Raw genomic sequence first — 25,454 nt, 5'->3', positions numbered from 1 at the left:
AGAACGAAGATGGCCGATACCGTTCATAACTCCATTCGAACCGGCCAAAAGACCTGGCTGACGTTGAAGATGAGAGAGATGATGGAGGCGTGGCTGTTCGTCAGTCCCACCTTCATCGGCTTCCTCATCTTCTTCCTCGGTCCGCTCTGCGCAGTGGTCTATTATTCAATGACCGAATGGAACCTGCTCAGCCAGCAGGCCACCTTCGTAGGCCTTGCCAATTTTCAGAATGCGTTGCTCGAAAACCCTGACTTTTGGCTTGTGGTACGCAATTCGGTTGTTTTCGCGATCGGTCTCGTGCCGCTCAACATGGCGCTCGCGCTCGCCTTGGCGCTCGCCCTTTCCCGGCCGTTCTTCGGGGTCGTGTTCTTTCGCACGGTGTTTTTCGCTCCCGTCATCACCTCGGCCATCGCCTGGGCGATCGTCTGGAAGTTTCTGCTGCAGGGAGAAGGCGGTTTCATCAACCAGGTACTGGCGCTGGTCGGGATCACCGGTCCAAACTGGCTGCGTGAACCGAACTGGGCCATGGCGGCGGTCATCGTCACCCGCGTCATCAAGATGGTCGGCCTCAACATGATCCTCTACATTGCGGCGCTGCAAGCGATCCCGCGGGACTATGAAGAGGCGGCGCGCCTGGAGGGCGCCTCACGCCGGCAGATTTTCAGCATGATCACCTGGCCGTTGCTGGCGCCGACCACGCTCGTCATCATGGTCATCACGACGATCGGCTCTTTCAAGGTGTTCGATCACATATATCAGATGACCGGTGGCGGCCCGGAAAACGGCACACTGGTGCTTGCCTTCTACATCTACCAGCAGGGCTTCAAGTTCTTCAATGTCGGCTATGCCTCGGCGCTCGCGATGATCATGTTCGTGATGATCATGGCGCTGACACTGGTGCAGGTGATGCTGCGGAGAAAGGGATCGGAGTGACCCAGCGCCAAATCCAGATGCTCTACCGCACCTGCTGGACGATCGCACTGCTGATCGCCGCCATTCCTTTTGTTTTCCCATTCGTTTGGATGGTGTCTGCCGGCTTCAAGAGCGTGACCGAGATATTCGGTGCGCCGACGCTTATTCCGCGCGTCTGGCGCTGGCAGAATTTCGTTGAAGTGTTCACATATCAGCCGTTCGCGCGGCAGTATTTCAACTCGCTTTACATCGCGATCGTGGTGACGGCGCTCACCCTCGCCATCTCGTCCCTGGCCGGCTATGCGCTGGCGCGCATGCGGTTTGCCGGTGCCGGGCTGCTGATGCTTTTTCTGATCTCGGCGCTCATGGTGCCGGAGGAAGTGACGATCATTCCGAACTTCTTCCTGATGCGTTGGTTTGGTTTGGTGGATACTCACTGGCCGCTGATCCTGCTGCCCACCTTCGGCCCTCATGGGGTGATGGCAACGTTCCTGATGCGCCAGTACTTCCTGGCCCTGCCCAAGGAACTGGAAGAAGCCGGCAAGATGGACGGCCTCTCACGCTTCGGCGTTTGGTGGAAGATAGCGCTGCCGATGGCGCGTCCAGCCCTGGCTGCGGTTTCCATCATCACCTTTCTGTTCTCGTGGAACCTGTTCCTGGAGCCGCTGATCTTTCTGAGCTCGCTCGACATGTTCACGCTGCCTTTGGCCCTGTCGAACTTCAACGATAGCTACGGCTTACCGTTGTGGACCCTGCAGCTTGCCGCTACCAGCCTTGCCGTGGTGCCGATCCTGATCGTCTATCTGATCGCCCAGCGGCAGATCATCGAAAGTTTTGCGCTATCAGGCGTGAAGGGATGAGGAATTTTCGTTCATGAGCAGTGTATCGCTTAAAGGCATCGAAAAACGCTTCGGCGCCGTCGAGGTCATCCGTGGTGTCGATCTCAGGATCGATCCGGGCGAGTTCGTCGTATTCGTCGGTCCGTCAGGCTGCGGCAAGTCAACGTTGCTGCGGCTGATTTCGGGGCTGGAATATCTCAGCGGCGGTGAACTTGCGATTGGCGGCCGGGTGGTCAACGAAGTGCCGGCTTCGAAACGCGGCGTTGCCATGGTCTTCCAATCCTATGCCCTTTATCCGCACCTGACCGTCCGGGACAATATGGGTTTCGGGCTGAAGGTCCGCAAAGTTCCGGCACAGGAGCGTCAGAAGCGTGTCGATGAAGCAAGCGCCACGCTGAAGCTCGAAGCATTGCTCGATCGCTACCCCCGCGAGCTTTCCGGCGGTCAGCGGCAGCGCGTCGCGATCGGCCGGGCCATCGTCGGAAATCCCGATGTCTTCCTGTTCGACGAACCGCTGTCGAACCTCGATGCAGAGTTGCGCGTGCACATGCGCTCTGAAATCGCCGCACTGCACAAGCGGCTCTCCACGACGATGATCTATGTAACGCATGACCAGATCGAAGCGATGACGCTCGCCGACAAGATCGTGGTTCTGCGCGACGGCCGTGTCGAGCAGGTCGGCTCCCCCCGGGAACTATACGAGCGGCCGGCAAATATCTTCGTGGCGCAATTCATCGGAAGCCCAAAAATGAATCTGCTCCCGGCAGATATCGCGCCTTTGCTGACAGGCGCAACGGTAGCGGATACCGCCGCCGAGACCATCGGGATAAGGCCGGAGCATCTGATCGTCGTGGAACCTCGAGAGGGGACGCTGCGCGGAACCGTCGGGCTTTGCGAATATACCGGGGCGGTAACGCTGCTCCACGTCAAGTTGCCGGCTGGGCACGATTGCCTCGTTCTGTACGACGGTGGTGACATGAAGGCGGGAAACCAAATCGGACTCACCGCCGATGTCTCGAAGGTGCACTTTTTCAATGGCAACGGGCAGACAATAAAGCGGACGGAACAAGGCCGGACTGCTTGAGCGTACCGCCGCTTTTGGCGCGGGCGCGACCCGCAGAAGTCTCTTAAGAGCCGGGTTCGTCTACTCGCCCTGGCGCAAGTTGCGAAGCCGGTCGAAAAGGACGGCGAGCACGATTGCGCCACCGATAAAGCAGCCCTGCCAGAACGCGTTGATGCCAAGCAGGCCAAGACTGTTGCGGATGATCTCGATGAGTGCGGCGCCGACCAAGGCTCCAAAGGCGGTGCCAACGCCGCCGGCCAGATTGGCGCCGCCGATAACCGCAGCGGCAATGACCTGAAGTTCCATCCCGGCGCCGATATTTGTGGTGACGGCGCCGAGCCAACCGGTTTGAATGATGCCGGCAACCCCCGCCGAGAGGGCCGAAATCATATAGACGATGACCTTGATCCTTGGCACGGGAACGCCCGTCAGTGTCGCGGCGTGCTCATTGCCGCCGATCGCAAAAACATAGCGGCCGAACTTGGTCCAGCGCAGCACGAAACCGGTAATGAGTGCCAGCACGACCATGTAAAGCACTGGATTGGCGATGCCAAAAACCCAGGCGCCGCCACCCAGCGCCAACAGTTTGTCGTGATCAGGTCCGAACTCAAAAACCACAGTGTTGTTGGATGCAACCATCGCAAGGCTGCGCGCAATCGACAACATGCCGAGTGTGACGACGAAAGGCGGGAAGCCGAGATAGGCAATCAAGACGCCGTTGAAAGCTCCGACCAGAAGAGCCGTACCGATCGAGGCCGCGATGCCGACTTCAATACTGTATCCCGCATGCATGACCACCGCCAGCACCATGCTGCACAGGCAAAGTACGGAGCCAACGGACAAATCGATGCCGCCGGTGATGATGACCAGCGTCATGCCCAGCGCGATAATGGCGACGAAGGTGACGTTGCGGGTGATGTTGTAGATGTTCTTCGCCGTCGCAAAGGAGTCCGTTGCCATCGACAGAAAAATGCAGGCTAGAATGACTGCAATCAGCACCCAGAATGTCTGACCGCTCATGATCGTTGCAAGCCAGCTCCGTTGCTTCTGTCCGATCGTTTGGTCAAGTGTAATCGCCATCGTCGACCTTCTTCCTTCCTGTTGCAACGGATAGCATCGATCACACCTGTTCGATGGCGCCGGTAATCAGTCCCGTCACTTCCTCCGGCGAACTTGCCGCAATCTGCTTGTCGGCTACTTTTCTGCCTCGCCGCATCACGATCACACGGTCGGCGACCGAAAAGACGTCGGGCATGCGGTGACTGATCAGGACAACGACAATGCCCCGGTCCCGCAATTGGCGGATCAGATTCAGAACCTCAGCGACCTGGCGCACGGAAATGGCTGCGGTCGGCTCGTCCATCAATACGATTTTCGCTTCCGACAGCATCGTGCGGCCGATAGCGACCGCTTGGCGCTGGCCGCCTGACATTTGCTTGACGAGATCGCGCGCCCGCGTCTCGGATTTGAGCTCGCGAAATATCTCGCCGGCGCGCTTGTACATGGCCTTGTGGTCGAGGATGCGAAGAGGCCATACGCCGCGGCGCAATTCTCGTCCGAGGAACACGTTCGCTGCCGCCGTCAGATTGTTGCAGAGCGCCAAATCCTGGTGAACGATCTCGATGCCATGCTGACGCGCTTCCTTCGGCCGATGAAGCACGAGATCGGCGCCGTCGAGCCGCATGGTTCCATGGCTCGGCCGGAAGTTGCCGGCGATCATCTTCACCAGTGTGGACTTGCCAGCCCCGTTGTCGCCCATCAGGCCGACAACCTGCCCCGCCTCGAGCGAAAACGAAACATCGTTGACCGCCTGGATGGCACCGAAATGTTTGGAAACATTGCTGAGCTCAAGAACCGCCACCAGCCTCCTCGCCTCCCAAAACCTGCGGGCTATCCATCGCACCGAACCCTGCTTGTCTTCGAGGCAAGGCTCCGGCGAGTTCGCTTTCCAGTATCCTCCCAGGAAAGCGATTGGGAGCATTTACGCAAAACCCTGCGACAGCGTCAACTCATTGTCCCGGCAATTGGCCTTATTGTCGCAAAAATCTGTTTTGTCAGACAAATATCATTTGACGAGAGTGGCGCGCAGATATTAGCTATCAATGGGGGAGAAACGGCATGCTGATCCTTGTGACCGGAGCGACGGGCAAGGTCGGGCGGCGCTTTATTGCTGGGCTGCTTGACGATCCGAGATTTTCCAAAGCCCGTATTCGTGCGCTTTGTCATAATCGTTTGTACGAGGCGACCGATCGTGTCGACGTCTTCCAAGGCTCGATCGCCGATCGCGATGTCGTAGCAGCGGCGCTGGATGACGTTACCCATGTCGTGCATCTCGCCACATGCAAGGAAACGCCTGAAGACATCATGGATGTTACGGTCAAAGGTCTCTTTTGGCTGCTCGAGGAGTTCCGTACGAGCGTGACGGCACGCCAATTCATCCTGATCGGTGGTGATGCGGGTGTGGGACATTTCCACTATCGCCACGACGGCCCGATCACCGAGAACGCTCGCCATTGTGCCTATCCGGGAAGCTATGCCCTCTCCAAAGTCCTGGAAGAGGTCATGCTGGAGCAGTTTGGCATTCAGTACGGCCTCAATGGCTGTTGTCTGCGCGCACCCTGGATCATGGAAAAGGACGATTTCAAGTATTCGCTGTCTTTTGGAGACGACGTCTTTGGTGGTCCGGACTGGAAGACGCTCGTTCCGGAAGACGCGGCACGGCGCTATGCGGCGATGGGTACGGTGCCGCTGCTCTTGGATGCCGACGGACGTGCACTGAAGCGCAATTTCGTCCATGTCGATGACCTTGTGTCGGCAATACTGGCAGCGATCGACAACCCGCGGGCAGAGCGGCAGCTCTTCAATATCTGCATGGATCGCCCCGTCGACTATGCTGAAGTCGCCGCCTATCTCTTGCGCACGCGCAATCTCGGCTCTGTCGACATACCGAGCCGCTTCCATTCCAATTGGATGGACAACAGCAAGGCGAAATACCTGCTGGATTGGCGGCCAAACTACGATCTCGAAATGCTTATCGACTCGGCTTGGCAATACGAGCGTTCAAAGGAGGAGCCTCGCATCGTCTGGTATCCGGGTTGATTTCGTGTGGCGGGCACGCGGTGTCCGTCTGTTTCAAGGGAGGAAACTATGAGGAAGGCACTACTACTTACAGCCGCAGTTTTAGCACTGACCGCCGGGCAAGCCCTGGCCAAGAAGCAACTCGTCATCGTCGTCAAGGGCCTCGACAATCCGTTCTTCGAAGCAATCAATCAAGGTTGCCAGAAGTGGAACAAGGAGAACCCAACTTCGGAATACGAATGCTTCTACACCGGTCCAGCATCGACATCCGATGAAGCCGGCGAAGCGCAGATCGTTCAGGATATGTTGGGCAAGGCAGACACGGCTGCAATTGCAATCTCGCCGTCAAATGCAAAGCTCATCGCCCAGACTTTGAAGACGGCCAATCCGACGGTTCCGGTGATGACGCTCGATGCCGATCTTGCCGCCGAGGATGCAGCGTTGCGCAAGACCTATCTCGGCACCGACAACTATCTGATGGGCGCCCGCATCGGCGAATACATCAAGAAGGGCAAGCCGAAGGGCGGCAAGATTTGCACGATCGAAGGCAATCCAGGAGCGGACAATATTCTACGCCGCGCACAAGGGATGCGCGACACGCTTACTGGTCAGAAAGGCTTGACCGAGCTGAAAGGCGAGGGTGGTTGGACCGAGGTCGCCGGCTGCCCGGTGTTCACCAATGACGACGGTGCCAAAGGCGTTCAGGCAATGACCGATATCCTCGCGGCCAATCCCGACTTGGACGCATTCGGTATTATGGGTGGCTGGCCATTGTTCGGCGCGCCGCAACCTTATCGCGACCTGTTCAAGCCGATGGCCGACAAGATCGCCAGCAACGATTTCGTCATTGGTGCCGCCGACACGATCGGCGACGAGGTCGCCATTGCGAAGGAAGGACTGGTGACGGCGCTCGTCGGCCAACGGCCGTTCGAGATGGGCTACAAGGCACCGTCGGTGATGATGGATCTGATTGCCGGCAAGCCGGTTGAAGATCCGGTCTTCACCGGGCTCGATGAGTGCACGAAGGATACAGTCGACACCTGCATTCAAAAGTAGCTTCACGGTTTGGCGCACCCAGTTCAAGGGTGCGCCGACTGTTCTCACGAGACGGATCGAGAGATCCGCTGGGCTTGACGCGCCCTGAATTCCGCGCTTTGTGCCAGCGTCAATCGCAGGCGACTTCCTCGTTATTACGATTGTTGTGATCATACGTGCAGACAGTCGAAAGAATGCTGAGGCAGTAGAAATAAATGCCTGACAAAAAATCGGGAAAGCCAACGGCTGCGCTCGAGGTGGTGATGGTTGACCGCTCGGCCACCACAAGGCGCCCAAATTCTCCCCGCATGACTGGGGCGAGTGTTCATGTGTCTTTGGCAGGCGAGATCGGTCTGCGAATCGTGCGCGGCGACTATCCGCCGGGCACGATCCTGCCTAATGAAGCAAAATGGTCGGAAGTCTTTGAGGTCAGCCGATCGGCGGTGCGCGAAGCGATCAAGATGTTGATGGCCAAGGGCCTGCTTTCTTCCCGCCCGAAAATCGGCAGCTGGGTCGAACCCAAGGAACGTTGGAACCTGCTGGATCGAGATGTCTTGGGCTGGTATGCGGCATCTCCTGATCGCGAATCCTTTCTGAGGGCCGTGCAAGAACTCAGGCATATGATCGAGCCGGAAGCGACCGCGCTTGCTGCGGAACGCCGAACTGACGAGCAAATGAACGCGATCAACCAGGCCCTGCATGACATGGATCAGGCGACATCGCTCCAGCAGCGAACAGAAGCCGATGCGCGATTTCATATCGCGATCTTACGCGCCTCGGGAAATGATCTGCTGGTGCCGCTCGGCGTATTGATCGAATCGGCGCTGAACCACCTCTTCGCCCATGTGACGCGGGAGGAAGACAATTTGCGATATGCGCTGAAACTTCATGAAAATATTGAGAAAAGCATTCGGCTGCAGCGACCGACCATGGCGCGCAACGCAGTCCGCAAGGCGTTGGCAAATACCGACGAAATCATCGCCCGGTGGTCACGATAGATTTTTGCATCCTCTCCGACTGGCGCGTTGCCGATAGCTTGATGCAGGGGAATTCAACCTCCTATAGTCCTCGATGCCTACCCAAAACCCGCGGCTTGTGCTACTTTCCTTGGCAACCTTCGGGGGCTGAGCCATGCGTGGGCTGCTTGCATCGGTGGCGTTGATTTTCACAGCGACGGTGGCCGCTGCGGAGAGCCCTTTGTTCGATGCCGTTGCCACTGGAAACACCGCCGTCGTCGAGCAGGTTCTGGCTACCGGTGCCGATGTCGACAGTCGGGCACGCGATCAGGCAACACCTCTTATCAACGCTGCGCTCGGAGCCCAGCTTGCCATAGCCGAATTGCTGATCGGCAAAGGGGCCGACGTCATGGCTCGGAACTCGGGCGGCTTTACGCCGCTTCATGCCGCGGCCTTTTCCGGCAGCGTGCCGATCAGCAAACTACTTCTCTCCCATGGCGCGACGCTCGACGATGCGGCCAATAAAGCAGGTGTGACACCGCTGATGGTCGCCGGTGAGGAAAACCACGTGGCTCTCGCCACGTTTCTTCTCGCTGAGGGGGCTGACGTCGGTCATGCGGAGGTTCACGGCTACACGCCAATCACGCGAGCAATCTGGAAGGGCAACTCGGACATCGTGCGGCTTTTTAAGCGGCATGGTGCGCCTTGCCCTCCGGCCAGCCGCATCGGCGAGAAAGAATACGCGAAGTGCATGGAAATCCATGATTGAATAGGAGGCACAGATGTATGCGGGGACCAGAAGCGGTGTGCGAGGAATTGCTATGGCGGTGTTCGTTGTGGCTTTGGTAGCTGCCGGTGGACCGCGGGCTTTCGCCGACGACTCGGTAAACACGGGGTATTTCGGCGGCGTGGCAATCATGGGATACGACCCCGTTGCCTATTTCACCGAAGGCAAAGCGGTGAAAGGCTCCGAGGAATTCTCCCACGAATGGCTGGGGACGCCGTGGCTTTTTGCCAATGCCAAACACCGTGAAATGTTCATCAGCGAGCCGATCAAATATGCGCCTCAATATGGCGGCTACTGCGCGGGCGAGGTGGCTCTCGGATCGGTGACGGTCAACGTCGATCCGGAAGCATTCAAGATCATCGAGGGCAAGCTTTACCTGATCTACGACAAGGGATCGGCAGAAGGGTTTGCCGCTCATGTGGCCGAAGCAGTGCCGAAAGCCGATAGAAACTGGCCGAAGGTCGCAGCCGATCTCGAACGCGATCAGTATCACTGACCGGTGGAGCGCGGCTATTTGACGGGCGAAAAATAGAAGACCTTCGTAGAGTTCACGTAAGCATAGCTGGTTTCAGCGGGCGAGTTTGCAGGTCTGTAGATCGGGCCGCAATCGGCTCGTCCAAATGCGTTTTCACTCTGCTCGCAAAGCATGTCGCCATTGACGAAAACCGTTCCGGTGACCATCTGCGTCGTCGAGCGGAAGGCCGCCTTGCCGTCGCGTTCGATTTGCATGAGTGCAGGGCTTCCTGAGGGCTCGGTCTTGCCCCGGAGGAGTTTGCCCATGACGATACTTGCGATTTCTTCACCGTGCAGGCGTTCGTGCTCGTTGCCCTTGAAACCGAACGGCCACTCCGGCAGGCCGGCCTCGCGCAGAGCATCGAGGATAAACGCCAAATCCTGCTCGTTGCGGAAATGGGCATTGCTGAGACGCCAGTCCGCCAGAGAATCGCGCCCAGCCAGTAAGCGAAGTCCCTCGGCGACAGTCGCACGGGCGTCGTCGAGGCGACCGGCACGGACATAGGCCATAGCGAGTGGGGTAACGAAATCGCCATTTCCCGGAGAACCATCGCGCGCGCGTTCGAAGCTGTCGATGGCCTTCGTGTAGTCGCGCTGCAAATAAAATACCAGGCCAGCAGTATATCGGTTGATGGCGGAGAGGTTCGGATCGTGCCTGAGCGCCGTGTCCACGGCCGCGCCGGCCTCGGCATGATTGCCGGAGAACAATTGAACGTATGCCAACGCCATATGAGCTTCGGCATCGGCAGACCCGAGCGAAACTGCCTGCTGCGCCGAGGTGACCGCCTGCTCGTAGCGGCGGTCCACGACTTGCATGACGGCAAGAACGGCGTATGGCGATGAAAGAGCCGAGTCGAGCGCCAGCGCGCGACTTGCCTTCTCGTAGGCCCTTTTTCGCGCCGGCGCGCTCTGGAGAACGTCGTCGTAAGCGCTTCGCCAGACATAGGCGGTCGCGTGCGCGTCGGCCGCGAAGGCCTCTGCAAAACCGGGGTCGAGCGCCTCCGCCTTGTCAAAGAGCGCCAGTGCCTCGAGCAGCCGGGAACGGCGGCCGGTACGCGTCGCCTGCTCGGCACGAAGGTAGTAGTCGTATGCCTCGAGATTGGCGGTCGGCGGACGGGTAATCCGTTCCGTCTCAGATTGAGTGAGTTTCAGGCCGAGCGCTTCGGCGATCTGCCGACTGAGCTCATCCTGCACAGCCATGACATCCGCCGCGGCGCGGTTAAATCGGTTGGCCCACAAGTGGTCGCCGCTTGCGGCATCGCTCAGTTGCGCATTGACGCGGATTTGATCGCCTATCCGTTGCACGCTGCCCTCAACGACAAACCGCACGCCGAGATCGCGTCCGATGTCGGCCAAAACGAGAGGCTTGCCTTTGTATGCAAACACCGAATTGTGACCGATGACGTCAAGGTCCGAAAGCATGGTCAGATCGGCAATCAGGCTGTCGGTAATGCCATCCGTGAAATAATCCTGGCCGGCGTCGCTACTCAAATTGGCGAAGGGAAGCACCGCTACCGACGGACGTTGGGGCACAGACGGCCATTGCCATACGAAGACAATCGCAGCGGCCGCAATCAACAGCGCTGCAAGTGTGGCCAGGATGATCGCCCGGCGGCGCGGCCGACGGGAGGCGACGACCTTGCCTGCCTCGGAGGGATCTAACAGAACACGATAGACGCGAACCGGATCGGCTATGTTCTTCAGTTGCTGCTCACCGAGAGAGGAGAAACCGACCTCAGCCTTGTGTACCGTGTGATCGAATGCGGTGCCGGATATGCAAATTCCGCCGGGCTGGGCAAGACTTTCCAGCCGCGCGGCTATGTTGACGCCGTCACCGTGAATGTCCTCTCCTTCGACGATGACATCGCCGAGATTGACGCCGATGCGAAAAAGCATCCGCTGTTCGGGCCGCAGGGCCGCGTTGCGTTCCGCCTTCTGTTGCTGGATTTTGACGGCGCAGCGCAAGGCATCCACCACGCTATGGAACTCAACCAGGATCCCGTCGCCCATCGTCTTGATCAGGCGGCCGTGGTGCGTGGCGATCTTCGGCTCGAAGAGTTCGTGGAGGTCGGTGTGGAAGCGGATACGCGTTCCCTCTTCGTCGATCTCGCTCATGCGGCTGTAACCGACCACATCCGCAATCAGGACTGCTGCAAGGCGGCGCTCCATACCAGCTCTTTCCGGGTGTCCGATCACCTGCCGTTATCTTACAGCAGGTGCCGTGCCGTTGCTATCAGAGTTGCCCGAAGTGGCATCACGTTCGCTGGCCACATGCTCTCTTGGAGAGGGCGTAATCTGAGAGGCTGCTCGCGCGTCCATCCATAGAATGAGCAGTTCGCGATATCGGCTCGACAGCTGCTCCCCTCAGCGTAGACCAAGATCCGCTATTGTAAGTCCTGCCTTACGAAGTCCTTCCACGCGGCGGTCAAAGTCCTCCGGGTTTCGAAATGGAAGGACCCGCCGGCGGCGCTCGACAGAAAAATCGGGATTGATCCGGAGTGCCTTCTCCCAGGCCTGCCGGCTCTCCTCCGGCCGGCCGAGGTGCCCATAGCATGAGGCAAGCAGGGCGTAGGCGGTCTCCGACTGGGAGTTTTGTTGGAGCCGCTGCTCGATGGCGACAATCGCTTGTTCATATTCGCCGAGAGAAAAGCGCGCATCGGCGCGAAATTGGAAGAGAATGTCCGGATGGTGCGGGTCGAGCCGCATCGATGCATCGAGTGTTTCCAGGGCGCCTGCGGGATCGCCGGAGAATATCTGGATATGGGCCATCAGTAGCAGAAGCTCTGCGGAGTTGGGCTGCAGCGCGAGGCCCTGCTGCACCTCTGCCCGCGCCCGGTCCAGTTCCCGGTTCCACATGCAAGCCATGCCCAGTGCGAAGCGGCCGTTGGGCTGTTCCTCGGCCATCTCCACGGCCTGCTGCGCGAGATCCTTCCCGATCCGCAGCGAGCCTTCTGGATCGGTGCTCCAGGCGTTGACGTAGTCGAGCACGTGGGTGAAGGAAATGAGGGCCTGGGCGGCTGCATATTGCGGATCGATGGCGATGGCGTCGGCCGCCAGGCTGCGGGCGGCTCTGTTTCCGGTTCGGGTATGGGCCGACGCCTGCTCGCGGCCACGTAACAACAACTCGTAAGCGTTGACATTGAGTGCGCGCCCTTGGACTAATCGATCCTGGTCGCCATGCGTGAGGTTCAGCCTGAGCGCGGCCACGATCTCCTGGGTGAGCTCATCCTGAACCGCGAAAATGTCGGTGAGGTCGCGATCAAACCGGCTGGCCCAGATATGTCCGCCATTGCTGGCGTCGATCAATTGGGCGGTGACACGCACACGGTTGCCGGCCTTGCGCACGCTGCCCTCAAGGACATAGCGGACGCCGAGCGCCTTGGCCATATCAGGCACCGAGGCTGTTACATTCTTGTAGACGAAGGATGAGTTGCGGGCGATGACGTGCAATTCGGACAGCTTCGAGAGGTCGGTGATGATGTCCTCGCTGATACCGTCGGAGAAATACTCCTGTTCGGCATCGCCGCTCATGTTGTTGAACGCCAGTACGGCGATGGACGGCTTGTCGGGAACGACCGGAACTGACGGCATTTCGATTGCGGGCCGCACCTGTCGTGCCGGGTTCGGCTGCGGAGTTCCGATCTGGAGCGAATAGACCTGCATCGGTTCAGCGATATTCTTAAGCTCAATTTTGCCGAGATCTGTCACGGCAAGGTCAAGCCGTGCTTTCACCTGGCGGTAGGCGTCTTCGGAAAGACAAATGGCGCCCGGCTTGGCAATTCCCTCCAACCGCGCGGCGATATTGACGCCGTCGCCCATCAAGTCGCCGTCATTCTCCTCGACCACATCTCCCAGATGGATCCCGACCCGGAACTCGATGCGATGTTCAGGCGACACGCCGATATTGCGCTCGACCATGGCAGTCTGCACTTCGATCGCGCAGCGCACGGCGTCCACGACGCTGCGAAACTCGATGAGGCTTCCGTCACCGGTACGCTTGACGACCCGGCCATTGTGCACGGCAATGGTCGGATCGACCAGGTCGCTGCGCAACGTTCTCAGCCGCGCCAGGATGCGATCCTCATCCGCACCGGCGAGGCGGCTGTAGCCGACCACATCTGCGACCAGGATCGCCGCCAGTTTTCGCGTCACGTTCGTAGGTCCCAATTCCTCGTCGGATCAAAATAACACAGTGTGATCGGCAACGCCGCCAAATCCGATTGCCTTCGCTAAGAAGCGGTCCGTGGCGGGTTGCTTGGACTTGAAGATGGTCGGTGAAGCCTAAGCGATATCCGCGGCTAAGCTCCGTCTTTCAGAGAGAAGGCAAGGACGTAGTCGCCGACATCTTTCGAATAGGGCGCGCCGCCAACCGATATCAGCACATACTGCTTGCCTGTTTTCGGTGAGACGTAGGTCATGGGTGTCGCGCTCGAGCCGACCGGCAGGGGATATTTCCAGAGCTCGGCACCGTTCTCGGCGTCATAGGCGCGGATATAATAGTCCTGGAAGCCGGCGAAGAAGACGATTCCGCCGGCGGTCGCCGAAGTGCCGGCATAGCTCGGCAGGCCCATCGGCATAGGCAGCTTGGTTTTGATCTTGAACGGCCCAAGTTCTTCGGCTGTGCCGGCCGGAACCTGCCACGCGATCTTGCGCGTCTTCAGATCGACTGCAGTGACGGTGCCGAAGGGCGGTTGGGTGCAGGGAACGCGGAGCCTCGATGTCCACATCTCGGTGGCCATGGCGTAAGGCGTACCGCGCTGCGGGGCGGAGGGGCCGTGAGCAGTCGTGGTGAGGGCAAAGTCGACATACTCCTCGCGAGGGATGAGTGCAAAGAGACTGGGGACGCGGATATCGTTCATGAAGACCCTGTTGTTGGGCAGATCGACCGATACGCTTCCCCAGTTGAGGCCACCCAGATTTCCCGGCTGCTGGATTGCATATTGCGTGCCGATCGGGGTGAAATCGCCGTCATAGCGCATTTTGCGGAAGGCGATGCGGCATGCCAGCTGATCGAACATCGTCAGGCCCCAGGCCGTCTGCTCCGTCACGCGCTCCGCACCGATTGTCGGCATGCCGACGGAATAGGGCTGCGTCGGGGAGAGTTTCTCTTCCGGCACGCTGCCTTGCTGCGGCACCGGCTTCTCCTGAACTTCGGCAAGCGGTGTGCCGGTTCGGCGGTCGAGGAGAAAAAGCTGCCCGCGTTTGGTGGTCTGCAGCAGAGCAGGCACGGTGGCGCCATTGCCGTCAGGCAGATCGACCAGGGCCGGTTGGGCCGGCAGATCATAGTCCCAGATGTCGTGATGCACGGTCTGGAATTTCCATTTCTCCCGACCCGTCGTCACATCGAGTGCCACCAATGTCGCATTGTATTGATCGGCGAAGGCAGGGCGATTGACGCCGTAATAATCCGGCGTGGTATTGCCGAGCGGTGCATAGATGAGGCCAAGCTTGTCGTCGAATGCGGCCGTCGTCCACATGTTGGGCGTGGCCCGCGTATAAGTCTGGCCCTCCGGCGGGAGTTTGGTGATCTCCGGGTTGCCGAGATCCCATGCCCATTCAAGCTCGCCGGTGACGACGTTGAACGCACGGATGACGCCAGAGGGTTCGCCGACCTCCTGATTGTCCGTGACCCAGCCTCCGACGACGATCAGGTTGCGGGCAATCAGCGGCGCCGATGTCTGGAAATAATAGCCCGTCTTGACTTCGCCCATGCCCTGGGAAAGCTGCACGGTGCCATGGTCTCCGAACTCCTTGCAGGGCGCGCCGGTCTTGCTGTCGATCGCCAGGAGACGGGCATCGATCGTCGTCTGCACCAGGCGCTCATCGCAAAGACCCTCGGCAGACTGCGCTTCCGTCGGCATCTTGTAGTAACCGAGGCCGCGGCAGCGTTGCCAATAAGGCGCCGTCGCCTTGGGATCGAAAGTCCAGCGGGGTTTGCCAGTATCTGCATCGAGCGCTGCGATCACATCTGTCGGCGTGCAGGTGTAAACGGTATCGCCGATCTGCAGAGGCGTGTTCTGATCGGCGCCATCGCCTTTTCCGGTGCGATATGTCCAGGCGAGATCGAGCTTGGAAACATTGCCGCGGTTGATCTGATCGAATGGGGAATAACGATCTCCTGCCGTGGTGCGGCCATAGGATGTCCAGTCGGAGGGAGAGTTGTCGCCCTTGGCGGTTTTATAGGCGGTGATGTCGGCGGAGGGGTGAATGATCCCATGCGGCACGAAGCTGAGACCGAAACCCGCGACAAAAATGAGAGCGGTCACCAAGGCGCCGCCATAAAAGAGCTTCCGGTTGGCGGTCGGGGAAAGCGACGGTGCAAAGAGAAGGGCAAAGCCCGCCAGCGCGATGGGGGACATCAAGCGGGCAAACAGCGCCCAGAAATTGAGACCCGACTCCCATAGCGCCCAGGGAAAGGTGAACATGGCGACAAGCAGGACGATGAGCCCGCCTACTGTCTTCCGGCGCCACAGCAGAAGCGCTGCAACCAGATAGGCAAGCCCGACGATCGCGTAATAGGGCGAGCCGCCGAGGCGCAGCAACCAGGCGCCGCCTCCGGTCAGCCCCAATCCGATAAGGGCGAGAACAATACAGAACAGGGTGGCCAGAAATTTCATAGTCTCCTCATCCAATCCGCCGCCCGATCACCTGGATTCCAACTCCGACCGTCGCATGGCCCTCGGGAAGCACAGGGCCATGGGTTGATGGTCAGAGACGCGTCTTCGGGAGAGGGCTGCTCTCTCGTTCAATTTTTACCTGATGTACCTGTGGTCACTGACACGCGGCCCCGACCCGGCAATGATGCCGCTGCCGCTCTGCGGCAACGGCTTGCCATTCCAAATCGGGTCAATACTTCTGAAAGGGGCACAGATGGTTCTCGGCGAAAAGCTTGATCTAGCGAACGGGCGACCGACAGGATTCGACTATATGCGATTACTGTTAGCCTTTTCAGTGCTTTGGATACACACGGCCCGTGTCACCTATGGCGACGACCTGTTTCTCTGGGAGTCACCCTTCCGCCCTGTCATCAAGTCAGTTCTGCCCATGTTCTTTGTCCTGAGCGGGTTTCTGGTGGCTGGCAGTCTCGAACGATCGAAGACATTGATCTCTTTTCTCGGCAATCGATTTATCCGGATCTATCCCGCTCTCGCGGTAGAGGTGTTGCTGGCTGCCTTTATACTCGGAGCGATCTATACAGAGTATGACCTGCGTGACTATTTCACCGATCCTCAGTTCTTTACATATCTGATGAATGTCACAGGGCACATTCACTTCAATCTACCCGGGGTATTCCTGGATAATCCTGACGCCGCAATGGTGAACGGGCAGCTCTGGACGGTGCCCTTCGAGCTTGAGTGTTATGCCGTGATCGCCGCACTCTTCCTGCTCGGCGTGGTCAGGCGGCGGGTGATTGCCCTTATCGCCACGCCGGCGTTGATCATAGCCTTCGGTATTGCAAGATATTGGAAACATGGAAGCGATTGGGCAACTATGCCGACGACCGCGTCCGGCAATCTCCTCATTTGTGCTTTTCTTGTGGGGGTGACCTTCTATCTCTACAAGGACAAGGTTCTTTGGGACATCCGAATTTTCCTTGCCTCTGTGGTAATGATTTTGTGGGCCTACTGGTTCACCTCCTTTGGGGACTTCATTGCCATTCCGGCCATGGGATATGTCACGGTCTTTCTTGGTATCACCTCGCCCCGCAAGCTCGGCGTCCTACGTGGGGCCGACTACTCCTACGGCGTCTTCCTCTATGGCTATCCGATCCAACAGGCGTTCGTAGCGCTCGGCCCCTGGGCGCATAACTGGTGGTTGAACGGCATCGTCTGCAGCATTGTTGCCGCTTGCTTTGCCGCCTTCTCGTGGAGATTCATCGAAAAGCCGGCGTTGAAATTGAGGAAACAAGTCACCTGGCTGGAAAACCTCAGTCTCCAACGCGGCGTAAAACGGCAACTGGCCGGCGCGGTCTCGAAATAGGTTTGTCGATATCGGCCTCGAGGCTAGCAATTCCATCCAGGTGCTCAACCCGGCAAGGACTTCAGCAGGGCTCGCCACAGCGGCGGCCCTGTTTCGTTGTTGCCTGACCGATCACCTCGGACAAGTATCCGGTCGATCGATGGGCCGAGTTTTCCGTAGGCTGCTGGGCAACCTTGATGCGGTCGATGTCACGCTTGCCGGACGAGCATAAGCCTGTTCGTGGCCAGGCGTATATGCGCTCGAGCGTAAGCCTATGGCCAAATTCATCTTTTCAGGGATATCAAATGAGCGTTCAGTTCGGCGAGAGAACGCCGCAGCTGCATTATCGGCTCCTGTATAAGCCTCAGATACCTAAATCTTTCTGACCGCAATATCCAAGGATTTCTTGGGTTTAATCGGTAGAACGGCCCTCCTGGATGAATAGTCGAATATTCTCCGGCGTTGGTCCGTCGATTTGCTGGACTGCTATTAGCAATATTTTAACCACAATAGGTAAAATACTTTGATCGGACTTCGTTTCGACTTTGGGTTTTGTCATGTCATCGAGGGCTGACGGTGGCTTGAAGGAGGTGTGAAGAGAGGATCAGAATAATGCTGAAGAGCACGCTCGTCGTGGTTGCCGTCTCTATCGCCGCCGGAGCGACCATTCGCGCCTCGGCCTTTGCAATCTTTGCATTTCTGGTGGTCACGGCCCTGGGCGGCGTGATCCTGCTGAAAGGTTCCTCGTTGACGGAGGCTGTCGTTTCTTGCGTCGAAGTGCTTGTATTGATGGAGGTATGCTATCTGGCGGGTCTATTCGCCTTCTCCTTGTGGCATATTCAAAAGCGCCGGAAAAAGAACTCCATCACTGAGCGCTCCCACGTTACGGGCAAGCGTCCTCATGGGTAATGACATGACCGAGGCGGCAGGATGCTCGGCTGCGCTATGTCAGGGTGTAAAGCGGGTCGCGATATTTTAGATTCGCTTGCCACGCCTGAGTCTCTGGTTTTGCGCATGTCTTTATCGCAGACCGCACCACAGCTTTGCGCGACATGCTTTAGGAATCGACTTTGGGCAGCAACGCGTGGCGGGAAAGCAGCGCCGACAGCGTTTTTGCCATGATCACGAAATCCAGCCTGAGCGTCCATTTGGACAAATATTCGACGTCGAGGGAAATTCCATTCCGATAGCTGACGTCGTTGTGCCCGCTGGTTTGCCAATGGCCAGTCAGGCCGGGACGGACGGCCATGTAGGCATAGGCATGTTCACCGTAACGCGGCAGCTCTTCTTTGGTAATGGCGCGAGGCCCGACGAGGCTCATTTGGCCCAGCAACACGTTGATCAATTGCGGAAGCTTGTCGAGGCTCGATCGCCTCAAAATATCGCCGACGACCGTGACGTGCGCGTCGGTCGTTGCGTCGGATCCTGTCGTCCGAAACTTGAGGCAACCAAACTCTTTTCCCTTATAACCGATCTTGCGATGAGAATTGAAAACAGGGCCCCAATCACTTAGCGTGACGATGACTGCCGCCGACAGAAGGAGCGGCGACAGAAAGAATAAGAAACTTGCCGCAATGATGATATCCAATGTGCGCTTCAGAATTCTGCTGATCAGACGGGGTTGTGACGAATTGCATGGACGCCTTTCCTGTCGAGCCCTGGCGAAATCCCGCCAAGGTCCGGTTGGGTTGATGCCCTGATTTTTCCCCGCCACCCGCGTCTCCGTTAGATGAATTCCAGAAATCACAGCCAAAGCTTTGTTTTAATGCAAGTTTTATGTCTGTGACCGAGGTCATAATCATGAATAAATTCTTTATACTATAAAGAAATTCTTGTGAATATTAAAGGTATTACCTTTGCTTTTGACTATACAGCAGAAATGTTATTTCGTTTTATTTTAAAATTTGGTGTTGTTGTTATAATTGTTAGATGTGTTCTGCAGGTAGGCTATTGTCATAAAATGTATAAAAATCGTCATGCAGCCCCAAAGACTTGTATGCGATAGAATTCAATATGAATTTTATTATATATAAAGATGAGGATTGTTCATAATTATGTATAGATTAAACAGGAATTTTTTATTTTATTATTGTTTGACTTTCTAATTTAACCTATTACGAATGTCGCTCAAGACAAATAAGACAATTATTCTGTGTGGAGTTGTGCGTATGGACGGGGCGATCAGCACTAGAGACAACAGACCTAGAGGAAACGCAGCGCGAATAAGCGAAGCGGTTACTTGCGGGTCTGCAGGTATTGTTTACGACGGCCGGGCGGATTTGGATCACGAGTTTCCGTTTTGCCGCTCGAGTGTTCGAAAGTTTCGCCGCGGTGAGATTATTGCCGGCGCCGGCGTCGTCCTCGACGTGTTCGCCCGCGTACAGCGCGGAATGGTAAGCGCAAGCACCCCGCTTGCCGATGGACGAGAGTTCATCGTGGAAATCGTTCCGAAAGGCGGCTTGATCGGCGAATTGGAGGTGCTCCGCAAGCAGTCTCTCAGCTTGGAATATCGGGCCTCATCGGATTGCGAACTGCATTACTTCGACGGTCGGTTGCTGCGGGACCTGTGTGCGAACGATCCGCAATTTCAGGTGAAGATCCTGTCGAAGGCGCTGGCGCGTGTTTCCGAACTCGAACTGCGGATCATTTCCAATGCCGGATCTAGTCTAAGGCAGAGACTTGCCCGAACGCTGCTGCGTCTTTCTGCCCTCTACAGAATGGATGCGCAAAATAGCGGTGACGAGCTGATCATCTCCCAGCATGAGCTGGCCGCGACACTGCCGGCGTCGCGTGAAAAGGTCAACCAATGCCTGCGGCGCTTGCGCGAGAGCAAAGTGGTCGACGGGACACAGGGCAAAATCCGTATTCTCAATCGGAAGGCGCTGGAGGCTTATGCCGAGGGGGCGGGTCTCGCCTGAGGCGTCGCCGCGATAAAAAACGGAACAGCAGAAAGCCTCGACAGAACCCGCCGTCGGCGGGTTTTGTGTTTGATGACAGTGCGAGTTGATAGACAGACGAGGCAGGCTGAAAGATCAGGTTGGCTTGTTAGCACTTGTCTTCATGCACGTCGTCCCAAAATCGCTGCGTATTTTGGCGCGGCATACTTAGACTTCGCTCTCGGAAGCATTCCTCCAGTATTTCCAGCCTTCACCCTGTATGAGCCCGTAATCGGACAGGTCCTTCCAGCTTCTGTAAGTGCCCGTATCGTCGTAGACGAAGTCATCCATTTCCTTGGCTGAGGAGTATACGGTATATTCTTCTGTATGTTGGGACCGGTGTGCCGCATCGGCGACTTTGTGCACGAAGGTCGACAAGAACTTGAAATGCAGAAGGGCGCCGGATACGCCGAGTGCTCCGCGCATGTCGCCCAAATTCAGGGAGAGTGGCCAGACCTGGTGTGATGATTTGAGAAACAGACGTTCACCCGCCACATAGACGAGGGGTATCTTGTTGAGCGCGGGGCCTTCCCAGAGCCGGTCGTGGAAATAGACGCGCCCGCGAACGCCGCCTTTGATCCATATCGTCCAGTTGCGTTTGTCGAAATGCGCTACATAGCCGGAGCGGTCGAAGAGATTGCAGACCTCGAGCGGGTTGCGACCGGGTTCGCATATGTTTTCGAGAACGGGATGCGGGCTGTACATGTCAATCATGACCGAGCGGAGGGAATGGCCGCCCATGGAATCGATATAGGAAGTCAATTGATCGATTGGGCGTGTGTCGCAATGCGGATAGACCAGGAACTCGTCTGCATCGACATAAAGGACCCACTTCTCCCGGCAATGACGGTTGATGACTTCGTTGATCCAGTCGTTTCCGAACCTCGCCGCCTTGTAGGAACCATGAGCCGAAAGAAGGGAGACATCGTCGAAGCTGGACAGCAACTGGACCGTGCCGTCGGTCGAGCCGTTGTCGATACAGATGAAGTGCTCGAAGCCGAGATCGCGATAATACTGAAGGAAGAAGGCCAGCCGGTGCCCCTCGTCACGGATGACGCAGATGACGACGTGGCGCGCCTGCTTGAGCCCGTTGCGCAGCAGGTCATAGCGAACCTGCCGAGCCTTGAGCGAACGGCGCAGGCGGGCTTTCACGTAGTGCGACATACTGGCGGCGGAAGCCCTATAACTCATATTCTGTCCTGAAGATTATCCATTCCTGAATGAATGGATGAATACTTTGCGCTTCCGTCTGCAAATCCACGGCTCGACCGGCGACGCTGAGTTCAGTCACGCGGACATTCAAGTCGGACCAACAATACATCATCATACGGCGTAGTCGCCAACCAGCAGGCTCTGGACCCTGGGATTAGGTCCTTCTTTCTCAACTGCGTGCTCGATGCGCGCCCGGATAGACCGGTATTTATACAGCATCTTCCGATCGAAGGTTATTCCACGATACAGCGCGTTGTAAATCGGATGTGCTTTGCGCAGGTCGACGTATACCTGGCTTTCCTTATCGGTCCAGGGAAAGAAAGTTCCATGCCATGGCTTCGGATGCGCCATATAATGGACGATCGACAAGGAGGACATGTTCACCAGATGAAGGAATTGTTTGGGAAAGTTCCAGCGGTTCGATACCAGGATGAGTGATGAACCGCAGACATAATTCAATGCACCCTGATCATGTTTGCCCTCGCAGGCCTCGGGATTTCTAGCGAAAAGCTCGAGCGCCTCCTGCCCGATCCAGCCGTTTCGATGGAATTTCAGGACGCCTGCGTTGAAATAGTGGCTGTCCTTTCCGGTATCGAGGAAGTCATGGATCGCCGTGTAATCGCGCGCCGCGAAAAACCTGCCCTCGGGCACAGTGGCGCTTTCGAACGCACCGAGATCGCTGACGATCTGGGTATCCCCATCGAGGTAGATGATCTGGGCATAGTTGGAAGGCAGGATCTCGCAAAGGACCAGCTTGGCCATTGTGCTGACGCTGATGCGTCCCTGGAAATGCGAACTGTCGAGCTTGCCGAGCGAGTCCTGCAGCGCTTCGGTCGCATCGGTCAATATGACCCCACTCCTTGCGAGCAGGGCTTTCAGCTCTTCGAAATTGTCGAGATGTTCCGACATCAGAACGCAGACGTCGGTCGCAGGGCTTGCGAATTTGCGAGCCTGAAGCGCCGAGAGAATGGTCGGAAATGAATACTCGACATCCGTGACGTAGACGACGCACTGGTTGTTCATGTCATCACCTTTCCGATTGTGCGCAATACAAGTGAATCGGTATTGTCTTTGCGAGGCGAGGGACCAGTTGTGAATTGAGCGGACGGGTCTGTCATATGAAGGCCCTGTTCGGTATATATAGGCCAGCATCCAGCGCGCTGGTGCTGAAACGGTGTCCGGCTATCGGCGGCTTTTGTATGTTTCATTGTTGAGATATTCACCATGAAGAGTGCCTTGCCTGTCATAAGGCTATGTTTCGACATGTTGTTTCGCGGTACGGCGATTGGTGCCGAGACCCTTGTCGGAATGCGGAGGGAAGGGGGATTGTCATGTTGATCACCACACTCGGGGCAGCCGTGATTTCGATCGCTGCCGGGGCTTCCATCCGCGCCTGGGCTTTCGCGATTTTTGCAATCCTGGTGGCAATCGGCTTCGGCGGCGTGGCTTTTGCCGGCGGGTCTTCCGTGATCGCGGCCATGCTCTCCGGTATCGCCATCCTCGTGCTCATGGAAATCGGCTATCTGGCAGGCGTGTTCCTGTCGGGGCTTTTGCGGCGCAGTGCCAAGCTGCGCGAAAACAATTCCGTTGCAGATAGCGTCGCGACCACCAGCGAACGCCCGCAAGGCTGATGTCGACATAAAACCTGCAGCATGGCCTTCTGCGACTGGCCTCGCAGGACGGCGTTTGTTCGATGGACTGCTTTTACAGGCGATCCCGGAAAGATGCAGTGCGGCCGGCCGGCTTCGGCCCAATGCGGGCACGCCGATGGCTCGACGAGATTGCCATCCCGCGCCCTGGCGGAGTTTCAAAGCGGGCGTCATCGTGTTGAAAACATCGGCGCTCTCATCAGAGATGTCGATGTCTCCAGCGGGGTTCGATTAGCGAGCGATCGGGTCGCGCGCCGGGGAGAGGTATTGGTTGCCAGGCAGCCGGCCGCCAGACCTGCCGTGGTGCTGAACAGCAAGCCGAGATCCGTGCCGCTCCCCGATATCGCCGCGGAGGCGACCTGCGCGATGGATGCCATAACCGCAGCGTTTCCGATCGCGTGCGTCTCCCGGTCGCCTGACATGCGCCGACCGGAGGCCCTTGCAAGGCTGTACAGGAAGGCGGCGAAGAGAAGAGTGCCGGTCAATCCGACATTGGAGAGCAACGCAGCGATAAAACTCGATGCCCGAACCGTGCCGAGCCCAGCGCCGAAGGTGGCGGTATCGATGAATGCGATCAATGCCAGTGTATTCCAGGCGGTGCGCTCTTCGCCGGATTGCGATTGGAGCTTGTCCGACAAGGTGGTGCTCATCAGGCCGGCAATGGAATTCCACGCATCGGGGACAAGGCTGAGCGCGACGATGGCGCAGGGAATCAAAAACAGCGTGATCACCAGGAAAGTCACATGCGGGGTCTTGGCAGGGCCGCTGATCAGTCGTTTCAGGCAAAACAGAACGAACATGCAGACAACGAAAATGCCGGCAATATAGGCAGTTGTCGATGTGCAGAGGACGATCGTCGGGCCGATGAAAAGCGTTGCAAGTCCTGCCATACGGCTTTGGACGCGCTCCAGCCAAAGCAGAAGCGTGAAGGAAAAATAGGCTAATGCGACCGCGCCATAGGTGCTTGCTTCGGGGAAGGGGCCGACGATGCGTTTGAAGCCGCTGATCGTCTCGGCCGTATGCATCGTATAGTTCGCGTTTCTGATGACATCGAGCAGGTAGGACTGGTCGGTCAGGAATGTTCCGATATCAATCAATGCCAGGGTAAAACATGCGATCGAGGCGACGATTAACTGCAGTGCGATGAAACGGGCATAGCCGAGCCTGGCAAGCCCCGAGACGACGGCAAAGCAGGCGAGGTCGCCGAGCAGATAGACAGACTGGCTGAGATTGGACGAACCCGGCGACAGGGGAGCGGCCACCGTCGACATCATGCCCGTGGTGTCTCGTGCAGAAGAGTAGACGAGGGTCGCGCCTGCAAAGATGCGGGGCAAAAAGAAAGATGATGCCACGGAAAACAGGATGTAGGCGGCAAACCAGAAACCGGGACCCGGATAGGCCATGCTGGCGAGCGTCGCCTGTGTTTGAGCCGGGCGCAGCAGGGCGGCTACCACGAGAAAAAGCACGAGAAGATGGCTTGGCTGGATGCTGCTGCCGCCGAGCGCGGGCAATTGCAGAGCCGCGGCCGCTCCGAGCAGCGTCGACAGGCAAAGGGTCGTGATCGCAAAACGGGCCCCGTTGACCATGCTGAGCAGGCCAAGCAGCAGAACGATGAAGCCGATCGGTTCTATCGACATGCTTCAGATCCCGATCCGGACGGAGAGCGGCGGAGGCATCGGGTTTGCCGAAAACCGGCATCCGCCTTCCGACGCAATGCCCGAGGCGAAAGCCGCCAGCTGTCGTTAGTGGTCACGACCGCCCCCTAATTCGATCCCGTCTGGGATATCCAGCCGGGAGCCGTCTGATTGTCGCCTGCGACATCAGACAGCGGGACTGCCGAGCTTTGCTGCTGCGGCGCGGACTGCAGCTGCAGCGGCGGCGTCTGGAGATCCGTGTCGATGCCGATTTCGACGACATCATGTGGCCGCAAGCTGGTCGTCTCGTCCGCCTCGATGTTGCGATAGGTGCCATCGTCGTTGCGACGCACGATCCTGTAGTTCTTTTGCGCTCTGCCAAGACCCGGCGTGTTCATATTCATCTGGGCGAGTTGCGCGCTGTAGCCAGCCTGTTCGCCCAGAAGCTGGGCCACCTGGATGTCGATCGCAGCCCTGCCGATCGCGAGATTGACCTGGTTGAGCAGCTCCTGGTTTTCGCTGTTCTGCCGGTTGACGATATTAATCTTCGAGCGATCGGCTTCGCTGAGCCCCTGGCGAGCCGTGGTCAGGGCGACCTCGAGATCGATCAGGGTGCCTTGTGCATCCGCAACGCCGCGGTCGACCGTGACCTGCCGGGAATTGCTGACCAGACCCTTGCTCACCAGGCTGTTGACATTATCCAGTTCCTTTTGCGCAAGGTCGATCTGCCGCTTTTGCGAATTGATCTTGGCCTCGAGCGACTGGACCTGCTGGCCGTAGAGACGGGCGAGGTCGCTCGCCGCGTCGATCTGGCTTTCGATATCGACGCGTCGCAGCCGCATCAGGTTCAATTCCTGCGCCTTCAGCTTGTCCACATCGGG

Annotated in this window: 21 protein-coding genes and 1 pseudogene; 12 read left to right on the top strand and 10 right to left on the bottom strand. The window is 57.8% G+C overall.

Annotated elements, in window-relative coordinates:
* Positions 1–9: 9 nt before the first annotated feature.
* Genes FY112_RS25035 through FY112_RS25025 form a run of 3 tightly spaced genes read left to right on the top strand, consistent with a single transcriptional unit; the run spans position 10 to position 2,835 of the window.
* Complete coding sequence (locus FY112_RS25035) at positions 10–933, top strand: sugar ABC transporter permease (RefSeq protein WP_017961845.1); 924 nt, start codon at positions 10–12, stop codon at positions 931–933.
* A complete protein-coding gene (locus FY112_RS25030; RefSeq protein ID WP_151519513.1) occupies positions 930–1,772 on the top strand; it encodes a carbohydrate ABC transporter permease in 843 nt (280 codons plus the stop codon). Before FY112_RS25035 ends, FY112_RS25030 begins: the two co-directional genes overlap by 4 nt.
* Before the next feature lie 13 nt (positions 1,773–1,785).
* Positions 1,786–2,835, top strand: coding sequence for an ABC transporter ATP-binding protein (locus FY112_RS25025; protein ID WP_131622835.1), 1,050 nt, complete (start codon positions 1,786–1,788; stop codon positions 2,833–2,835).
* 60 nt (positions 2,836–2,895) lie between these two features.
* Here FY112_RS25025 and FY112_RS25020 read toward each other — a convergent pair whose 3' ends face one another.
* A complete protein-coding gene (locus FY112_RS25020) occupies positions 2,896–3,894 on the bottom strand; it encodes an ABC transporter permease (RefSeq protein ID WP_017961842.1) in 999 nt (332 codons plus the stop codon).
* A 40-nt stretch (positions 3,895–3,934) separates the two neighbouring features.
* Positions 3,935–4,675 (bottom strand): ATP-binding cassette domain-containing protein, encoded by a 741-nt coding sequence (locus FY112_RS25015; protein ID WP_017961841.1) that lies wholly within the window; start codon positions 4,673–4,675, stop codon positions 3,935–3,937.
* Positions 4,676–4,932: 257 nt separating this feature from the next.
* On the opposite strand from FY112_RS25015, the gene FY112_RS25010 reads away from it, so the two are divergent.
* The 5 genes from FY112_RS25010 (at position 4,933) to FY112_RS24990 (ending at position 9,166) form a co-directional block, all read left to right on the top strand.
* Complete coding sequence (locus tag FY112_RS25010; RefSeq protein ID WP_017961840.1) at positions 4,933–5,913, top strand: NAD(P)-dependent oxidoreductase; 981 nt, start codon at positions 4,933–4,935, stop codon at positions 5,911–5,913.
* Between the two features lie 48 nt (positions 5,914–5,961).
* A complete protein-coding gene (locus FY112_RS25005; RefSeq protein ID WP_017961839.1) occupies positions 5,962–6,948 on the top strand; it encodes a substrate-binding domain-containing protein in 987 nt (328 codons plus the stop codon).
* 194 nt (positions 6,949–7,142) lie between these two features.
* A complete protein-coding gene (locus tag FY112_RS25000; RefSeq protein ID WP_017961838.1) occupies positions 7,143–7,925 on the top strand; it encodes a FadR/GntR family transcriptional regulator in 783 nt (260 codons plus the stop codon).
* 133 nt (positions 7,926–8,058) lie between these two features.
* Complete coding sequence (locus tag FY112_RS24995; RefSeq protein ID WP_026158841.1) at positions 8,059–8,652, top strand: ankyrin repeat domain-containing protein; 594 nt, start codon at positions 8,059–8,061, stop codon at positions 8,650–8,652.
* Positions 8,653–8,665: 13 nt separating this feature from the next.
* Entirely contained in the window at positions 8,666–9,166 is a 501-nt protein-coding gene (locus tag FY112_RS24990; protein ID WP_026158840.1) for a YHS domain-containing (seleno)protein, read from the top strand.
* A 14-nt stretch (positions 9,167–9,180) separates the two neighbouring features.
* Here FY112_RS24990 and FY112_RS24985 read toward each other — a convergent pair whose 3' ends face one another.
* The 3 genes from FY112_RS24985 to FY112_RS24975 all read right to left on the bottom strand — a co-directional run bounded on the left by FY112_RS24985 (position 9,181) and on the right by FY112_RS24975 (position 15,800).
* A complete protein-coding gene (locus tag FY112_RS24985; protein ID WP_165504150.1) occupies positions 9,181–11,352 on the bottom strand; it encodes an adenylate/guanylate cyclase domain-containing protein in 2,172 nt (723 codons plus the stop codon).
* A 195-nt stretch (positions 11,353–11,547) separates the two neighbouring features.
* Positions 11,548–13,335 carry a tetratricopeptide repeat protein gene (locus FY112_RS24980; RefSeq protein ID WP_131630050.1) on the bottom strand — a complete coding sequence of 596 codons (1,788 nt, stop codon included), beginning with the start codon at positions 13,333–13,335 and terminating at the stop codon, positions 11,548–11,550.
* A gap of 146 nt (positions 13,336–13,481) precedes the next feature.
* The gene (locus FY112_RS24975; RefSeq protein WP_131630051.1) at positions 13,482–15,800 is read right to left on the bottom strand and encodes a membrane-bound PQQ-dependent dehydrogenase, glucose/quinate/shikimate family; all 2,319 of its coding nucleotides are present in this window, start codon (positions 15,798–15,800) and stop codon (positions 13,482–13,484) included.
* Positions 15,801–15,942: 142 nt separating this feature from the next.
* Here FY112_RS24975 and FY112_RS24970 point away from each other — a divergent pair, with 142 nt between their 5' ends.
* On the top strand, positions 15,943–17,163 hold the full coding sequence (locus FY112_RS24970; RefSeq protein ID WP_181018279.1) for an acyltransferase: 1,221 nt from the start codon (positions 15,943–15,945) through the stop codon (positions 17,161–17,163).
* Between the two features lie 591 nt (positions 17,164–17,754).
* Positions 17,755–18,051: a hypothetical protein gene (locus tag FY112_RS24965; protein ID WP_131630052.1), complete on the top strand. Its 297-nt coding sequence runs from the start codon at positions 17,755–17,757 to the stop codon at positions 18,049–18,051.
* Positions 18,052–18,199: 148 nt separating this feature from the next.
* Here FY112_RS24965 and FY112_RS24960 read toward each other — a convergent pair whose 3' ends face one another.
* Positions 18,200–18,856, bottom strand: coding sequence for a sugar transferase (locus tag FY112_RS24960; RefSeq protein WP_131622845.1), 657 nt, complete (start codon positions 18,854–18,856; stop codon positions 18,200–18,202).
* Between the two features lie 454 nt (positions 18,857–19,310).
* Between FY112_RS24960 and FY112_RS24955 the strand changes: the two genes are divergently transcribed.
* The gene (locus tag FY112_RS24955; RefSeq protein WP_026158838.1) at positions 19,311–20,060 is read left to right on the top strand and encodes a Crp/Fnr family transcriptional regulator; all 750 of its coding nucleotides are present in this window, start codon (positions 19,311–19,313) and stop codon (positions 20,058–20,060) included.
* 186 nt (positions 20,061–20,246) lie between these two features.
* On the opposite strand, the gene FY112_RS24950 is transcribed toward FY112_RS24955, so the two are convergent.
* Together FY112_RS24950 and FY112_RS24945 are read right to left on the bottom strand one after the other, a co-directional pair.
* The gene (locus FY112_RS24950; RefSeq protein ID WP_131622847.1) at positions 20,247–21,269 is read right to left on the bottom strand and encodes a glycosyltransferase family 2 protein; all 1,023 of its coding nucleotides are present in this window, start codon (positions 21,267–21,269) and stop codon (positions 20,247–20,249) included.
* A gap of 132 nt (positions 21,270–21,401) precedes the next feature.
* Entirely contained in the window at positions 21,402–22,313 is a 912-nt protein-coding gene (locus tag FY112_RS24945; RefSeq protein WP_131622849.1) for a glycosyltransferase, read from the bottom strand.
* A gap of 308 nt (positions 22,314–22,621) precedes the next feature.
* Between FY112_RS24945 and FY112_RS24935 the strand changes: the two genes are divergently transcribed.
* Positions 22,622–22,921: a hypothetical protein gene (locus tag FY112_RS24935; RefSeq protein ID WP_025395764.1), complete on the top strand. Its 300-nt coding sequence runs from the start codon at positions 22,622–22,624 to the stop codon at positions 22,919–22,921.
* Positions 22,922–23,109: 188 nt separating this feature from the next.
* On the opposite strand, the gene FY112_RS24930 is transcribed toward FY112_RS24935, so the two are convergent.
* Positions 23,110–24,576, bottom strand: coding sequence for a hypothetical protein (locus FY112_RS24930; protein WP_131622851.1), 1,467 nt, complete (start codon positions 24,574–24,576; stop codon positions 23,110–23,112).
* A gap of 125 nt (positions 24,577–24,701) precedes the next feature.
* A pseudogene (locus FY112_RS24925) lies at positions 24,702–25,454 on the bottom strand (keratin); the annotation flags it as partial.

Origin of the sequence: Rhizobium sp. PEPV16 (genome assembly GCF_008919455.1) — a bacterium.
In the GTDB taxonomy this organism is placed as follows: domain Bacteria; phylum Pseudomonadota; class Alphaproteobacteria; order Rhizobiales; family Rhizobiaceae; genus Rhizobium; species Rhizobium leguminosarum_Q.
Note: the sequence above shows the minus strand (reverse complement) of the source record. Positions and strands in the feature narration are given on the sequence as shown.

Bases quoted from the DNA above. Each gene is read 5' to 3' on its own strand.
- FY112_RS25035 (WP_017961845.1), top strand. From the start codon at position 10: ATGGCCGATACCGTTCATAACTCCATTCGAACCGGCCAAAAGACCTGG.
- FY112_RS25025 (WP_131622835.1), top strand. From the start codon at position 1,786: ATGAGCAGTGTATCGCTTAAAGGCATCGAAAAACGCTTCGGCGCCGTC.
- FY112_RS25020 (WP_017961842.1), bottom strand. From the start codon at position 3,894: ATGGCGATTACACTTGACCAAACGATCGGACAGAAGCAACGGAGCTGG.
- FY112_RS25010 (WP_017961840.1), top strand. From the start codon at position 4,933: ATGCTGATCCTTGTGACCGGAGCGACGGGCAAGGTCGGGCGGCGCTTT.
- FY112_RS25005 (WP_017961839.1), top strand. From the start codon at position 5,962: ATGAGGAAGGCACTACTACTTACAGCCGCAGTTTTAGCACTGACCGCC.
- FY112_RS25000 (WP_017961838.1), top strand. From the start codon at position 7,143: ATGCCTGACAAAAAATCGGGAAAGCCAACGGCTGCGCTCGAGGTGGTG.
- FY112_RS24995 (WP_026158841.1), top strand. From the start codon at position 8,059: ATGCGTGGGCTGCTTGCATCGGTGGCGTTGATTTTCACAGCGACGGTG.
- FY112_RS24990 (WP_026158840.1), top strand. From the start codon at position 8,666: ATGTATGCGGGGACCAGAAGCGGTGTGCGAGGAATTGCTATGGCGGTG.
- FY112_RS24985 (WP_165504150.1), bottom strand. From the start codon at position 11,352: ATGGAGCGCCGCCTTGCAGCAGTCCTGATTGCGGATGTGGTCGGTTAC.
- FY112_RS24975 (WP_131630051.1), bottom strand. From the start codon at position 15,800: ATGAAATTTCTGGCCACCCTGTTCTGTATTGTTCTCGCCCTTATCGGA.
- FY112_RS24970 (WP_181018279.1), top strand. From the start codon at position 15,943: ATGTACCTGTGGTCACTGACACGCGGCCCCGACCCGGCAATGATGCCG.
- FY112_RS24965 (WP_131630052.1), top strand. From the start codon at position 17,755: ATGCTGAAGAGCACGCTCGTCGTGGTTGCCGTCTCTATCGCCGCCGGA.
- FY112_RS24955 (WP_026158838.1), top strand. From the start codon at position 19,311: ATGGACGGGGCGATCAGCACTAGAGACAACAGACCTAGAGGAAACGCA.
- FY112_RS24950 (WP_131622847.1), bottom strand. From the start codon at position 21,269: ATGAGTTATAGGGCTTCCGCCGCCAGTATGTCGCACTACGTGAAAGCC.
- FY112_RS24945 (WP_131622849.1), bottom strand. From the start codon at position 22,313: ATGAACAACCAGTGCGTCGTCTACGTCACGGATGTCGAGTATTCATTT.
- FY112_RS24935 (WP_025395764.1), top strand. From the start codon at position 22,622: ATGTTGATCACCACACTCGGGGCAGCCGTGATTTCGATCGCTGCCGGG.
- FY112_RS24930 (WP_131622851.1), bottom strand. From the start codon at position 24,576: ATGTCGATAGAACCGATCGGCTTCATCGTTCTGCTGCTTGGCCTGCTC.